This window comes from Rhodococcus erythropolis NBRC 15567, assembly GCF_001552595.1.
Lineage (GTDB): Bacteria > Actinomycetota > Actinomycetes > Mycobacteriales > Mycobacteriaceae > Rhodococcus_F > Rhodococcus_F erythropolis.
In genome coordinates this window covers 379,566-393,052 of record NZ_BCRM01000005.1, presented here as the reverse complement: position 1 = coordinate 393,052, position 13,487 = coordinate 379,566, and the positions used below count along the sequence as shown (strand labels likewise).

Sequence of the window (13,487 nt, the reverse complement as noted above, 5' to 3'; positions counted from 1 at the left end):
GGGTTTGCTGGGCGGGGGCCTTTGGAGGACGAGAGGGATTCAGTGGTCAAGCAAGCACGCGCCGAGCTGACTCGGCAGCAAATCGTTGCCGGCGCGGCCGCGCAGTTCGAGAAGACTGGTTACGGCAGCACCAGCATGGCCGACATAGTCTCGGGGGCCGGTACTACCAAGGGCGCGTTGTACTTCCATTTCGCGTCGAAGGACGAGCTCGCGCAATTCATCATTGCCGAACAGCATCGGCTCTCGATCGAATCGGTGCAGGCGATTTCCGCGACGGGCAAGGACCCGTTGGAACAGATGATCATGCTCACGCACGAAATGGCACGTCAGATTGTCGACGAGCCGATCGTTCGCGCGGGCATTCGCCTGACGCTGGAACTGAGCACGTACGAGGGGCCGGTGGAACCGTACGCCGAATGGATCTCGGCAATCACGGATCTCACCGCCAGAGCTCAGGCGGAAGGTGAAATCCGAAAATCGGTCAGCGCAGAATCGTTCGGCAGGTTCATGCCCTCGGCATTCACCGGGGTACAGCTGGTTTCGAACGTTCTCACCCGACGCTCGGACCTTCCGGATCGTGTCGACGAGATGTGGCAGATCCTGCTTCCGGGAATCGTCAGCGACGAACTTTCCGGTGACATCGAGCGCCTCGTCAAGTCGCGGTGGACTCCGGCGGCGGCGTAGCCTGCGGGACATGGCCGTCACGCGGATAGTTTCGGATCTGTCGAGTAGTTCGCTCGAGGCCGCGCAGCGCTTCTACACCGAAGTGCTGGGCCTCGAAGTTGTCATGGATCACGGGTGGATCGTGACGTTGGCTTCGCCGACGGATCCGTCTTTGCAGATCAGCGTCATGACGCACGACGCTCATGCCCCCGTCGTGCCGGACGTCTCCGTAGAGGTGGACGATCTCGATGCGGCGTACGAGGCCGCAGTGCAACGCGGCGACACGATCGTCTATCCCGTCACCGAGGAGCCGTGGGGTGTGCGCAGGTTCTTCGCTGCCGACCCCGACGGTCACGTGATCAACATCCTCAGCCACCGACGCGAGCAGTGATGGTGTCCGGCCCGGGCGGACTGACGTACCTCGAGGTGGGCGCAACGTCAGGCGTTCTCCCCGCTGGCTATCACCACGTTCACGAGAGCGCGACCGTCGGATCCGGACGTGAAGATTTCGAGGTCGCAGCTCGTACCGTCCTGGAATGGGGAATGCACCGCGGAGCCGGTCTGACCGTCCGTACGGCAGCCCCGACCGCGGTGGCAGGTCAGGATGCGACTTTCGGACTCGGTCCGGTGACTATTCCGGTTCGGATCGTCTATGTCGTCGACGACCCCAATCGCAAGGGCTTCGCGTACGGAACCCGCGCAGGCCACCCCGAATGCGGGGAGGAATTGTTTGTCGTCCAGTTCGACGAGACCAGCCAAGCGGTTCGTATCGAGATCGTCGCATTCTCCAAGCCTGGAACGTGGTGGGTACGTCTCGGCGCTCCGATCGGACGTCGAGTTCAGGCGTTTGTGACGCGCCGCTACATCCGTGCCGTCCGCGCGAGCGTCGACCGATCGCGGGTTTGACCCGTTGTAGGCGTCAATTCAATCCAGCGTACGAGTGCAATCCCGACACGACGTAGTTGATTGCAAACATGTTGAAAAGCATGGTTGCGAGCGCAGCAACATTGATCCATGCCGCACGCATGTTCTTCAACCCTGCGGTAGCGCGCGCATGGAGGTACGCGGCATAGAGAACCCAGGAGATGAACGAGACCGTCTCCTTGGGGTCCCAGCCCCAGAAACGTCCCCACGCGGCTTCCGCCCAGATCGCCCCGCAGATCACCCCGATGCTGAACAATGGGAATCCGACGACCGTTGTTCGGTAGGCCACGCGGTCAAGCAATTCGGATGACGGCAGTCGTGCCGCAATCCAACGCAACGCGCGTTTCTTCGACTGCGGACCCACCTCGGCAATCATGAAAAGTGCGCTGACCGAACTTGCGAACGTAAGGATGCCGGAGGCGGCGACGATGATCGTGACGTGCACGCCGATCCAGTACGAACGAAGAGCGGGTACGACCGGCGCTGCCTCGGCATACATGCTTGCGGCGGCGACGAACAGAAGTACCACGGTGGGTGACAGTACGAAGATGGTCAACGATCGAATCGGGTACCGCCGCAGAATGACCAGCCAGCATGCCACCAATGCCGCGCTGAGGAAAAGCGCGTACTCGTAGAGGTTTCCGAGAGGCCATCGGTGCGTCGAGATGCCGCGAAGTGCAAGCGCGGTGACGTTGAGGACCAGGGCGACGACGATGAGAGACATGGCAGCGCGACCCGCACGATGGGCGCGGGTTCGATTCGGCGGCAATGCGATCCGGCCGGGCAATGCCGGATTCGATGCACTTCCGGCATGTGCGAGTGCCGGTCGCACCGTGGCAGAGAGGGGTGTGCTGGAGAAGTCGACGACGGAAAGAACCAGGGCGAGAACGTAAATCGCGAAAGACGACGCGAAGGCGTAGTCGCTGTACTGCGCGAGAACTGGATCGACCGACATCAGGCTCCTCATAACGACCGGTTGGTTGTCGTTTGGAATCTACTACACACGATCGTAGAACTGGCAGGGCCGTCTGTCGGATCAGTGGTCCGGAAAATGATTGGACGAGCTTCGATTGGGGTTGATAGCTTGTGCGAGACCGTGACAACACGCCAGGAGGTGAGACCCATGAACGCTGTAACCATGTGGGTGCTCCCACTCGTGTTCACGGATCGGCGATTGACGTAGGTGTCGCCGGGAGCGCCTCGAGTAGGCAATCCCGAAAGGTAACACCATGCAATCCAATTCTCAGACCATCGAATTCACTTCCGAGACGACGTTGAACGGGGTCGTCGAACGCCATTTCACTCTGGACGACATCACCGGTGTGCTCTGGTCACCCGCGTCCGGATCTGTCGAATCACCCCTTCTGCTGTCCGGGCACTCCGGCGGCATGCACAAGAAGGCACCAGGACTGGTTGCCAGCGCACTCCACAGTGTGAGCTCTCACGGGTTCACAGTCGCCGCGATCGACGCGCCCGGACATGGCGACCGGCCGCGAAACACACAGGACGAACAGTGGGTCGAGGCGATCCACCAGGCTAGGGCGGCCCACGAGCCGATCGCCCCGATCGTCGTCGAGTACAACCGATCGTTGGCGGAGCGTGCAGTGCCGGAATGGCAGGCGACCATCGACGCTCTGCAAACGCTGCCCGACGTCAACGCCGACGCTCCGATCGGCTTCGGCGGCGTGTCGCTAGGGGTCGTGACCGGGCTCATGTTGGCCCCGGTCGAATCCAGGATCGCTGCCGTGAGCTTCGGGGGAGTTTTTGTGGACAGCTCCCTCCTCGAGGCAGCGCGAAAGCTCACGGTCCCGGTCGAGTACCGGATCCCTTGGGATGACAAGGATTACGACCGCACGTCAGGGATAGCGTTGTTCGATGCCTTCGGCTCGAAGGAGAAGACGCTGCACGCCTACTCGGGCAGGCACTATCCGGTGCCCGACTACGAGCGCGACAGTTCGGCTCGGTTCTTCGCCCGCCACCTCGGCGGGAGCGGTGGCGCTCCTGTGAGCTGACGTGAACACGTATCGGCGTCCGGCCTGCGTCGGACGCCGATGCGATTTCGATCCTTCGCTCGCTAGTAGCCGTCCAGCTAGGCCATTTTTGCTGAGGCGCGCGAGGGTGCGCGCTAGCATGGCCCTCGACCGGGAATGCTTACAGCTCGAGGTGCAGTGCCGAGTATCCGGTCAATACCGAACACCGAACACCGAACAAGACTGGAAACTCTTCTCGCGTCCGAACTGAGGCGACGACATGTGTTTCAACCGCGCATGTCCAGCCATGCGTCGACTACCCGTCCGATACCTGACCCGGGGGCGGTATTTGAGTGGGCCGATATCGCACGGCGACTGCACCCGACTGGAACTCGTGGCGGTCGACGAGCTCAAGCTGGATGCGCTCGTGCAGACCGGCGAGCAACGTCGGTCCGTGTCCGGCAAGGACCGGTTGCACAACGAACTCGTACTCGTCGATCAGTCCCAGGTCTGCCAATGCCAGGGGGAGTGTCACGCCGCCAACCCACAGACCTTCGCCGGGCTGCTCCTTGAGCCGTTGAATCGCTGACCCCAAGTCGCCTTGCACGAGTTCGGCATTCCAATCGACCCCGCTCAGCGTGCTCGACACGACGTACTTCTTAGCCCGGTCCATTGCCTCGGCGAACGGGATCTCCCACTCGTCCATCCAGTCAGGCCACGCCCCCGTTGCGGGCCGCCGCCACGCCGACTCCATCATCTCGTAGGTCACCCGGCCGAACAGCAAAGCATCGGCTCGTTCCATCTGAGCGGTCCAGTAGCGCATCGACTCCTCGTCGGGTGGAAGCCCCGCCTCGTGATGGCAGCAGCCGTCGAGGGTGACGTTGATCGAGTATCGAAGTGGTCTCATCTCGTTGTTCTCCCCTGATACGCGCAGAGTGACAGCACCGGACCGTACTCAGACTACTGCCGGGCCGTCGGTGTAGATCAGGTTCGGGACCTGGAGTCACGCGGGGGTCGACCGAACAGTAACCAGACGAGCGCACCGAGTACAGGCACCGCGATCACCAGTGCCGACCACCAGAATTTGCCGCCCGAGCGGTCGAAGTCGGTGCGCACGATCGCCACGAGCACGCTAATCGTGATGAAGATCCAGGCAAGAACGAAGACGGTGAAGGTGATGTCCACCCAAAGCGGAATGGTGGGGTTGTGGATCGATTCGTTCACGCTTACAAATCCCTTTCAACCGCTGTGACTTGATTGGAACAACACGCTCCAGCGCTCGGGCTTACTGCGAGATCGACGTTCCCTCGGTGCCCCGTTGATTACGCGGACGCGAGACGTTCGGAGACCAACGCGTTGAGGGAAACCCCTTCCTCGGCGGCTGCTCGTGCCAGCTTGCGGTGCAAAGTCGGGGTGATCCGGACCTGGAACTTGCCCGAATATCCGCGCTCGCTCAGCGGTTCGGGGATCCGCTCACCTGTCTCTGCCATGTCCGCGAGCGTCTCGGCCACCGCTGTACGGATGCCGTCGAGGGCGGCTGCTTGAGTATCCGCGAGCCACGACAGGCCAGGGAACTCCGTGCAGGTTCCCAGGAACTCTCCGTCGGGTTCGTACCACTCGACTCGGTATGTGTAGTGCTCCACTGCGGGGATCACGGCGAGTCTCCTTCCATGCGTTCGATTGCTGCCAGAACTTGCCCTACCTGGTACTGCTTGGCCTTACCGCCCGAACCCTTTTGAATGTTGATGCGTGGTCCCGGCCACGGCGTCTGGAACTTGGCGTGAGACCCGGCGTTCTGCCTGGCCTGACCGAAGACATCGATGCAGAGTGCGAACAGTTCGTCGTAGGTGACGTTCTGCGGCGCGGTCCGCATTTGCGCGAGCAGCTTGTCTCTCTTCCCCATGCAATATTGATACTGCATCTAGTATCACCGTGGGTCAGCGGAGTGCGCAAGGTGTAAGTGCCCACACCGTGCAATTCTCTCTCCCGAGGCGGAGTCGGGAGCTGTTCACGCTTCCAGACCACTTTCTACGACTGTGCCTTGATGAAACAACACGCTCCATCGATTCTCGGCGAACCGCCAGATGGATGATCGCTCGGTGACACGATGCGCCTGCGCCAGCCGGTACGTCACCAGATACGTGTCAGGCGCGATCCTGCTCAGTGCTGGCCGGTCAACCCTCCACCCGAGTTCGGCGGCGTCGTTCACCTCGCCGCGGAGTCGCCGGCTCGCGACTACCGACTGCGCGTAGTCGCGGGTGTATCGAGCGCCGGAGGCTCCGATCTCCCGGAACTCCGGGTCGACGACCGCATCGAACTCGTCTCGTGACATCGCTACTCGAGTTCGGTGAAACAGAGGTTCGAACTCCATCAACTCGTCGAGGATCGGGCGAAACTCGTGCGGGGTCGTCACGACTGCTCCGAGAACTGCGCCCTCATCTCGATACCTATCTCCGCGTGACGCAGGAGGAAGGCCTTCTCGTCATACCCCTTGCGTCGCAACCAGAGAGTGACCTCGCTGTTGCATTTGCTTGCATTGCACGAGCGGCACGCCGGTGCGATGTTGTCGAGCGTGTAGCGCCCACCGCGGGAGATCGCCAGCACACAGTCACGCTGCGGCGACTCGTCCGGCTCGCCGCAGTACGCGCAGCCACCCCAGGCCGCTTTGAGCGCGGACCACTGCTCGACGGACAGGTCGTGCTCCACCAGATCCATTCGGCGTTTGCGTTTGCGCGCGTATCTGGCTTTCCGGGTCCGGTTGACGGGCATGACGCCATGCTATCGCCGAGTGGTGGTTACTCCGGGTAGCGCCGCGGGGTGAACACTTGACGGCCCGAACCGGTTTCGACGACCGTGGTCATCGACGATCCAACGATCAGCAGAGTCCGCATGTCGATTTCGGAAGGCTCGAGCTCGCCGAGGGTTACGACGCGAACTGATTCCTCGGCGCCGGCAACATCGCGCCCGATGACAACAGGAGTCTCGGGGGAGCGGTGTTCGAGCACGAGGTCCTTCATGGCTTGGACCTGCCACGTCCGGGACTTCGACGCCGGGTTGTAGACCGCAAATGCCATGTCTGCGGCTGCAACTGCCGAGATACGGCGAGCGACGACATCCCACGGCTTGAGGCGATCGGAGAGGGAGAGCACCGCATAGTCGTGCCCGAGGGGAGCGCCGACGCGACTGGCGACAGCGTTTGCCGCCGTCATACCGGGAAGGATGCGGACCGGGACACCGCGCCACTGGTCTTCGGCGGCAACTTCGAGAACTGCTGCAGCCATGGCGAATACGCCGGGATCTCCCGACGAGACGACAGCTACACGGGCGCCGTTCTTCGCCAGGTCCAACGCCATCGCGGCGCGTTCGGCTTCGACGCGGTTGTCGCTGGAATGGCGCCGCTGGCCCGGACGCGTCGGCACGCGATCGACATAAGGGCCGTAGCCGACGAGGTCGGTGGCCAACGAAAGCTCATGCGCCACTTCGGGTGTGGTCCAGGCGGTGTCGCCCGGTCCGAGTCCGACCACGACCACCTCGCCGCGGGATTCGGTTGCTGGTCGAGGGTTGTTCGACGGGCTCGGAACGATGGCGATCGAGAAGTACGGAACTCCGTCCGGGTCGACCTCGGCAGCGGATTCGACGCGTTGACGTGTGGTGCTCGCGCGCTCGACGTAGTGCGCTTCATCCAAGCGGCCGGAATCCTCGAGCGATTGCAGGACCGGCGGGAACGTACGTCCGAGCTTGAGGATGGCTGCGGCGTCGGTTTCCTTGAGCCGCCTGGTCAGCTCAGCCTGCGGCAATGTTCCGGGCAGGATCGTCAGGATCTCTTCACCCTCGACCAGCGGCTTTCCGAGTGCAGCAGATGCCGCGCTGACGGAGGTGACGCCGGGAATCACTTCGGCGTCGAAGCGATCGGCCAGCCTCTTGTGCATGTGCATGTAGGAGCTGTAGAAGAGCGGATCGCCGGCAGCGAGCAGGGCGACGGTTCGACCGGCCGCGAGGTGAACTGCCAGCCGTTCGGCAGCCGCTTCGTAGAACTCGTCCATCGCGCCCTGGTATCCGCCGGGATGATCAACGGTCTCGGTGGTCACGGGGTAGACGAGGTGTTCTTCGATCTGTCCTTCGCGCATGTACGGCGCTGCAACTCCGCGGGAGATGCTCTTGCCGTGCCGCGCGGAATGGAAGGCAATCACGTCTGCCTCGCCGATGACGCGGGCGGCCTTGACGGTCACCAATTCGGGATCGCCGGGGCCGATACCGACACCCCAGAGCTTGCCTGCACTCATTCGACCTCGCTCGCAATCGCATTGACGACGGCCGCGGTGATCGCGCTACCGCCGCGTCGGCCGCGGAGAACGAGATGATCGATCCCGCTGGCGTGTTCGATGAGGGCTTCCTTCGACTCGGCAGCGCCGATGAAGCCGACCGGACCTCCGACGATGGCGGCCGGACGGGGTGCGCCGGCTTCGATGAGGTTCAGGAGATGGAACAGTGCGGTGGGTGCGTTTCCGATCGCGACAACAGCGCCCTCGAGCTTGGCTCCCCACAGTTCGAGAGCAGCCGCCGAGCGAGTGTTGTCGATGGTCGACGCCAGCACGGGAACCCGCGGATCGCCGAGGGTGCAGATGACGTCGTTACCGGCGGGCAGACGCTTGCGCGTGATGCCGGCAGCCACCATCTGGGCGTCGCAGAAGATCGGCGCGCCGTCGCGCAGAGCTGCGCGCGCAGCCGAGACGACACCGGGTGTGAAGGCGACGTCGTCGACGAGATCGACCTGGCCACTTGCATGAATCATGCGCACTACAGCTTGCGAGACATCCGCCGGGAAACGGCTCAGGTCGGCTTCGGCCCGAATGGTGGCAAAGGACTGGCGATAGATTTCCGCGCCGTCACGGATGTACTCGATCATGTGCCACACGATAGAGGCATCACCGATCGGCCGGATTCACCCGGTAACCGTCACCCGTCGCAATCACATCCGCTACGTCCCCGCGGGGACGTCCGCAGCTGCGGTCGCACCCGGCCCAGTGCTGGCGCCCGACGACGGGCAGTTCTGCCTGCTCGACGGCGGTGATGGCGTCGGTGCGCACATCGGCGAGCGACTTCTCGCATCCCGGGCTTCCGGTGCAGGCGGTGACGTCGAGCCACGGTGAGTTCTCGTCGAAGATCAACCCCATCGGCGCCAACACCCGGACTACCTGCTCGGCAGCCCATTCGTCGAGGTCGAAGATGTGCACCGATCGCCACGGCGTCACGACAACGGGCTTGTCGACGGCGGCCAGGAACTCGGCCAGCCGAGCGTCGAGCAGCCCGAATCGCAAGCCTCCGCCCAGGGCTACGGTCCCGTCGCGCTGCTCGAGCCAGCCGATGGTGGGCCGTGCATCCGGCGTGAGGTCCGCAGCACCGGTGGACTCGGCGCTCAGACCCAGCTGCTCGAGGGTGCGTTCGATTCCGTCCGGAACCTCGGCCAGGCGCCAGTGCTTGTCGCGGACGTCGAGGAATGATCGAGCCGCCTCGAGGAGCAATTCGACGGCGTCGTCCGCCTGGACGAGATGAGTGGTGTGGTGACCGGCGAGCACCAGTGAATGCTCGGTGGCGCTGCGCGCATGGAGTCCGAAATCGCCCCGTAGCCCGGTGATGTCTCCGCGCCCGTCGTCGAGGGTGAACAGGGTTCGCCCTGGCAGATCCGCCAATGCTTGATCCGCTTGGATCGCCGAATCGAGACGGTGGACCAGTTCACGAATGTCGGCTACGCCCCCGATACGGCCGGACAGTGGGGACGCGAGGATGTTGCGCACTCGCTCGTGCGTCGCGGACGGCAGCAGGCCGGCCGAAGCGATTCGCGCCGCGAAGGCTTCGGGGTCCGAGACCGAGCGCAGTTGGACGTTGCCCCTCGAGGTGAGTTCCATCTGCCCGTTGCCGAGATCGCGCGCTGCGTCGGCGAGCGTCTGCAATTGGACCGGGGTGAGGAGTCCGCCGGGTAGGCGCACGCGTGCCAGCGCGCCGTCGGCGGCGTGGTGAACTTGCAGTGCACCCGGGCACGCGTCTGGCTGTGAACGGTCCGTGGGCATGGCTCCAGGGTACGACCTGTCATGAGTGCCTTCTGCGGACCGGTAGCATCACCACCACCAGTGACGGCAGTTGAGGAAACCGGTGAAAGTCCGGTGCGGTCGCGCCACTGTGAGTGTTGCTCGAGCGGGACGTGTTTCCGCTCGGAAACACAAGTCAGACCCTCAACCGCCGTCGATGACAGATCTGTGCCACGGGGCGCGAAACCCCAGGAAGGCTTCACCCGTGATTCTTCTGCTCTCCACGTCCGACACCGATCTGCTGAGCGCCCGCGCCAGCCAGGAAGCCGGCGACGGCGTCTCCTATCGCTGGGCCAACCCCTCACGCTTGCTAGTCTCGGAGGACATGCCGCCCTTGCTCGACGGCGTCGACCTCGTGATCGTTCGTATTCTCGGCAGCCGTCGCAGTTGGGAAGACGGCTTGGAGATGGTCCTCGCCTCCGGACTGCCCGTAGTCGTTCTCGGCGGCGAGCACGCGCCGGATGCCGACCTCATGGAGTGCTCGACGGTCTCCGCCGGTGTTGCTGCCGAGGCGCACAACTACCTGGCCGAGGGTGGCGCACAGAATCTGGCACAGTTGCACCACTTCCTCTCCGACACCGTCCTGCTCACCGGCCACGGTTTCGAGCCGCCGGCTCACCTGCCTTCCTGGGGCATCGCTGATTTCGCGCCCGATCTCGACTCGGCGAGCGGTCCGGTCATCGCAGTTCTGTACTACCGCGCCCAGCATTTGGCCGGAAACACCCGGTATATCCAGGCGTTGTGCGACGCGGTCGCCGAGGCCGGTGGCACCGCGCTCCCGATCTACTGCGCATCTCTGCGAACCGCAGAAGCCGAACTTTTGAGCACGCTCCGCCGCGCCGACGCTATGGTCGTGACAGTTCTTGCTGCCGGCGGCACCAAGCCCGCCACCGCGTCCGCTGGTGGGGACGACGAAGCCTGGGACGTCGCCGCACTCGCTGCACTCGACGTCCCGATCCTGCAGGGGCTGTGCCTGACCAGTAGCCGCGCCACCTGGGACGAGAACGACGACGGACTGTCGCCTCTCGACGTCGCGACGCAGGTGGCGGTGCCGGAGTTCGACGGTCGCATCATCACCGTCCCGTTCTCCTTCAAGGAAATCGACTCCGACGGGCTGTCCACGTACGTCCCCGATGTCGAGCGCGCTGCCCGTGTCGCCGGCATCGCAGTCCGTCACGGCAAGCTTCGTCACATTCCGACCACCCAGCGTCGCGTTGCTCTGATGCTCTCGGCGTACCCGACCAAGCACGCCCGTATCGGCAACGCCGTCGGCCTCGACACTCCGGCGAGCGCAATCGATCTGCTCACCGAAATGCGTTCTGCCGGTTACGACCTCGGTCCGGTCGACGGCCCTGACGCAGTTCCCGGCCTGGCAGCCAAGGACGGCGATGCGCTGATCCACGCCCTGATCGCGGCCGGCGGACAGGATCCCGACTGGCTCACTGCCGAGCAGCTCGAGGGCAATCCGATCCGCATCTCGGCAGCGAAGTACCGCGACTGGTTCGCCACCCTGCCCGAGGAACTGCGCAGCGGAGTCGAAGAACACTGGGGCACAGCGCCCGGCGAGCTGTACGTCGATCGCTCGCAGGATCCGGACGGCGAAATCGTCATCGCGGCACTGCGATTCAACAACATCGTCCTCATGGTCCAACCGCCACGGGGATTCGGTGAAAAGCCTGTCGCGATCTACCACGACCCGGATCTGCCGCCGAGCCACCACTACCTCGCGGCCTACCGCTGGATCGCTGCCACCCCGGACAACGGCGGATTCGGCGCCGACGCCGTTGTGCACCTCGGCAAGCACGGCAACCTCGAATGGTTGCCGGGCAAGACACTCGGCATGTCCAGCAACTGCGGCACCGACGCAGCGCTCGGCGACCTGCCGCTGATCTACCCGTTCCTGGTCAACGATCCGGGCGAGGGAACACAGGCCAAGCGTCGTGCTCACGCGACGCTCGTCGATCACCTGATCCCGCCGATGGCCCGTGCCGAAAGCTACGGCGACATCTCCCGCCTCGAGCAACTGCTCGACGAGCACTCCAACATTTCCGCACTCGATCCGTCCAAGCTCCCGGCTATTCGCCAGCAGATCTGGACACTGATGCGTGCCGCCAAGATGGACCACGACCTCGGCCTCGCCGAGCGGCCTGAAGAAGACGTGTTCGACGACATGCTCCTGCACGTCGACGGTTGGCTGTGCGAGATCAAGGACGTCCAGATCCGCGACGGTCTGCACATTCTCGGCCGTGCCCCCCAGGGCGACGCCGAAATCGAACTGGTCCTCGCCATGCTGCGAGCCCGTCAGATGTGGGGCGGCGAACAGAGCGTCCCCGGTTTGCGTGAAGCACTCGGGCTCAGCGAAGACGGCGACGAGTCGCGCAGCCGTGTCGACGACGTCGAGGAAAAGGCGCACGCACTGGTTCGCGGCATGTACGACGCCGATTGGAACCCCGCTGCGGCAGAACAACTCAGCGACGACGAGACCGTCGTGAAGATCCTGCAGTTCGCGGCCACCGAAGTGGTTCCGCGTCTGCGGCAGACCGACAACGAGATCAAGCAGGTCCTGCACGCGCTCGACGGCGGATTCATCGCCGCGGGCCCGAGCGGGTCACCGCTGCGCGGCCTGATCAACGTTCTTCCCACTGGTCGTAACTTCTACTCCGTCGACCCCAAGGCAGTTCCTTCACGCCTGGCGTGGGAGACCGGTCAGGCGATGGCCGAGTCGCTCGCCGCTCGCTATCTCGCCGATCACGGCGAATACCCGCGCTCGGTGGGTCTGTCGGTGTGGGGAACCGCCGCCATGCGTACCTCCGGCGACGACATCGCCGAAGTGTTCGCGCTCCTCGGTGTTCGCCCCGTCTGGGACGAAGCAAGCCGACGCGTCGTCAACCTCGAAGTGATCGATCTCGAAGAACTCGGCCGCCCGCGCATCGACGTCACCGTCCGCATCTCCGGATTCTTCCGTGATGCGTTCCCACACGTGCTCGCACTGCTCGACGACGCCGTTCAGCTGGTCGCGGCACTGGACGAGACGGACGAGCAGAACTATGTGCGCGCCCACGCACAGGCCGACCTTGCCGAGCACGGCGACGCCAGGCGTGCGACCACCCGTATCTTCGGTTCGAAGCCCGGAACCTACGGCGCCGGACTGCTGCAACTCATCGACTCCAAGACCTGGCGCGGTGACGACGACCTCGCCGAGGTGTACACCAACTGGGGCGGCTTCGCGTACGGCCGTGGGCTCGACGGAATCCCGGCAGCCGACGACATGCGCAGTGCATACCGTCGAATCAACGTGGCAGCCAAGAACACCGACACACGTGAGCACGACATCGCCGATTCGGACGACTACTTCCAGTACCACGGCGGCATGGTTGCCACCGTGCGCGCGCTGACCGGAAAGTCGCCCGAGGCATATATCGGCGACAGCACTAGGCCGGAATCGGTTCGCACACGCACACTTTCGGAAGAGACCGCACGTGTCTTCCGGGCGCGCGTGGTCAATCCCCGCTGGCTCGACGCGATGCGCCGTCACGGGTACAAGGGTGCCTTCGAGATGGCAGCCACGGTCGACTACCTCTTCGGGTACGACGCCACCACCAACGTGGTCGCGGACTGGATGTACGAAAAGCTCGCCGAGACCTACGTTCTGGATGAGCAGAACCAGAAGTTCATGACGCAATCCAATCCGTGGGCACTACACGGAATCGCCGAGCGGCTCCTCGAAGCCGCCGAGCGCAACATGTGGGAGCACCCCGAGCAGAAGACACTCGACGGCTTGCGTCAGGTGTACCTCGAAACCGAAGGCGAACTCGAGGGGGAGTAAACCTCGAGAATCACCGGC

15 protein-coding genes and 1 riboswitch are annotated in these 13,487 nt (G+C 63.9%); of the genes, 5 read left to right on the top strand and 10 right to left on the bottom strand.

The features are described from left to right. Positions 1 to 42: 42 nt before the first annotated feature. Genes RE4_RS11165 through RE4_RS11155 form a run of 3 tightly spaced genes read left to right on the top strand, consistent with a single transcriptional unit; the run spans position 43 to position 1,569 of the window. Positions 43 to 684: a ScbR family autoregulator-binding transcription factor gene (locus tag RE4_RS11165; protein WP_019748499.1), complete on the top strand. Its 642-nt coding sequence runs from the start codon at positions 43 to 45 to the stop codon at positions 682 to 684. A 10-nt stretch (positions 685 to 694) separates the two neighbouring features. Further along, positions 695 to 1,054 carry a VOC family protein gene (locus tag RE4_RS11160; protein ID WP_019748498.1) on the top strand — a complete coding sequence of 120 codons (360 nt, stop codon included), beginning with the start codon at positions 695 to 697 and terminating at the stop codon, positions 1,052 to 1,054. Continuing rightward, positions 1,054 to 1,569, top strand: coding sequence for a DUF1990 domain-containing protein (locus tag RE4_RS11155; protein WP_060938580.1), 516 nt, complete (start codon positions 1,054 to 1,056; stop codon positions 1,567 to 1,569). Before RE4_RS11160 ends, RE4_RS11155 begins: the two co-directional genes overlap by 1 nt. 13 nt (positions 1,570 to 1,582) lie before the next feature. On the opposite strand, the gene ccsB is transcribed toward RE4_RS11155, so the two are convergent. Then, the gene (gene ccsB / locus RE4_RS11150) at positions 1,583 to 2,542 is read right to left on the bottom strand and encodes a c-type cytochrome biogenesis protein CcsB (protein ID WP_046378576.1); all 960 of its coding nucleotides are present in this window, start codon (positions 2,540 to 2,542) and stop codon (positions 1,583 to 1,585) included. Between the two features lie 274 nt (positions 2,543 to 2,816). Here ccsB and RE4_RS11145 point away from each other — a divergent pair, with 274 nt between their 5' ends. Next, positions 2,817 to 3,599: an alpha/beta hydrolase family protein gene (locus tag RE4_RS11145; RefSeq protein ID WP_020969656.1), complete on the top strand. Its 783-nt coding sequence runs from the start codon at positions 2,817 to 2,819 to the stop codon at positions 3,597 to 3,599. Positions 3,600 to 3,873: 274 nt separating this feature from the next. Here the strand turns inward: RE4_RS11145 and RE4_RS11140 are convergent, their stop codons facing one another. The 9 genes from RE4_RS11140 to cobG all read right to left on the bottom strand — a co-directional run bounded on the left by RE4_RS11140 (position 3,874) and on the right by cobG (position 9,625). Then, positions 3,874 to 4,464 carry a dihydrofolate reductase family protein gene (locus RE4_RS11140; protein ID WP_046378574.1) on the bottom strand — a complete coding sequence of 197 codons (591 nt, stop codon included), beginning with the start codon at positions 4,462 to 4,464 and terminating at the stop codon, positions 3,874 to 3,876. Positions 4,465 to 4,541: 77 nt separating this feature from the next. Next, on the bottom strand, positions 4,542 to 4,781 hold the full coding sequence (locus tag RE4_RS11135; RefSeq protein WP_046378573.1) for a PLDc N-terminal domain-containing protein: 240 nt from the start codon (positions 4,779 to 4,781) through the stop codon (positions 4,542 to 4,544). A gap of 98 nt (positions 4,782 to 4,879) precedes the next feature. Beyond that, the gene (locus tag RE4_RS11130; protein WP_037119480.1) at positions 4,880 to 5,212 is read right to left on the bottom strand and encodes a type II toxin-antitoxin system HicB family antitoxin; all 333 of its coding nucleotides are present in this window, start codon (positions 5,210 to 5,212) and stop codon (positions 4,880 to 4,882) included. After that, entirely contained in the window at positions 5,209 to 5,460 is a 252-nt protein-coding gene (locus RE4_RS11125; RefSeq protein WP_051636474.1) for a hypothetical protein, read from the bottom strand. The genes RE4_RS11130 and RE4_RS11125 overlap by 4 nt, the downstream gene beginning before the upstream one ends. Positions 5,461 to 5,565: 105 nt before the next feature. Continuing rightward, on the bottom strand, positions 5,566 to 5,970 hold the full coding sequence (locus RE4_RS11120) for a nuclear transport factor 2 family protein (protein WP_060938579.1): 405 nt from the start codon (positions 5,968 to 5,970) through the stop codon (positions 5,566 to 5,568). After that, positions 5,967 to 6,326: an HNH endonuclease gene (locus RE4_RS11115; RefSeq protein ID WP_078377497.1), complete on the bottom strand. Its 360-nt coding sequence runs from the start codon at positions 6,324 to 6,326 to the stop codon at positions 5,967 to 5,969. Before RE4_RS11115 ends, RE4_RS11120 begins: the two co-directional genes overlap by 4 nt. A gap of 26 nt (positions 6,327 to 6,352) precedes the next feature. Next, positions 6,353 to 7,840, bottom strand: coding sequence for a precorrin-3B C(17)-methyltransferase (gene cobJ, locus RE4_RS11110; protein ID WP_060938578.1), 1,488 nt, complete (start codon positions 7,838 to 7,840; stop codon positions 6,353 to 6,355). Next, complete coding sequence (locus RE4_RS11105; RefSeq protein WP_007729839.1) at positions 7,837 to 8,463, bottom strand: precorrin-8X methylmutase; 627 nt, start codon at positions 8,461 to 8,463, stop codon at positions 7,837 to 7,839. Before RE4_RS11105 ends, cobJ begins: the two co-directional genes overlap by 4 nt. Before the next feature lie 19 nt (positions 8,464 to 8,482). Further along, a complete protein-coding gene (gene cobG, locus RE4_RS11100; RefSeq protein WP_021344300.1) occupies positions 8,483 to 9,625 on the bottom strand; it encodes a precorrin-3B synthase in 1,143 nt (380 codons plus the stop codon). A gap of 62 nt (positions 9,626 to 9,687) precedes the next feature. Then, a riboswitch (adenosylcobalamin (AdoCbl) riboswitch) is annotated at positions 9,688 to 9,799 on the top strand. 49 nt (positions 9,800 to 9,848) lie between these two features. Between cobG and cobN the strand changes: the two genes are divergently transcribed. Beyond that, the gene (cobN, locus tag RE4_RS11095) at positions 9,849 to 13,469 is read left to right on the top strand and encodes a cobaltochelatase subunit CobN (protein ID WP_060938577.1); all 3,621 of its coding nucleotides are present in this window, start codon (positions 9,849 to 9,851) and stop codon (positions 13,467 to 13,469) included. Positions 13,470 to 13,487: the final 18 nt, after the last annotated feature.

Coding starts and splice junctions, on each gene's coding strand:
- RE4_RS11160 (WP_019748498.1), top strand. CDS start 695: ATGGCCGTCACGCGGATAGTTTCGGATCTGTCGAGTAGTTCGCTCGAG.
- RE4_RS11155 (WP_060938580.1), top strand. CDS start 1,054: ATGGTGTCCGGCCCGGGCGGACTGACGTACCTCGAGGTGGGCGCAACG.
- ccsB (WP_046378576.1), bottom strand. CDS start 2,542: ATGTCGGTCGATCCAGTTCTCGCGCAGTACAGCGACTACGCCTTCGCG.
- RE4_RS11145 (WP_020969656.1), top strand. CDS start 2,817: ATGCAATCCAATTCTCAGACCATCGAATTCACTTCCGAGACGACGTTG.
- RE4_RS11140 (WP_046378574.1), bottom strand. CDS start 4,464: ATGAGACCACTTCGATACTCGATCAACGTCACCCTCGACGGCTGCTGC.
- RE4_RS11125 (WP_051636474.1), bottom strand. CDS start 5,460: ATGGGGAAGAGAGACAAGCTGCTCGCGCAAATGCGGACCGCGCCGCAG.
- RE4_RS11115 (WP_078377497.1), bottom strand. CDS start 6,326: ATGCCCGTCAACCGGACCCGGAAAGCCAGATACGCGCGCAAACGCAAA.
- cobJ (WP_060938578.1), bottom strand. CDS start 7,840: ATGAGTGCAGGCAAGCTCTGGGGTGTCGGTATCGGCCCCGGCGATCCC.
- RE4_RS11105 (WP_007729839.1), bottom strand. CDS start 8,463: ATGATCGAGTACATCCGTGACGGCGCGGAAATCTATCGCCAGTCCTTT.
- cobG (WP_021344300.1), bottom strand. CDS start 9,625: ATGCCCACGGACCGTTCACAGCCAGACGCGTGCCCGGGTGCACTGCAA.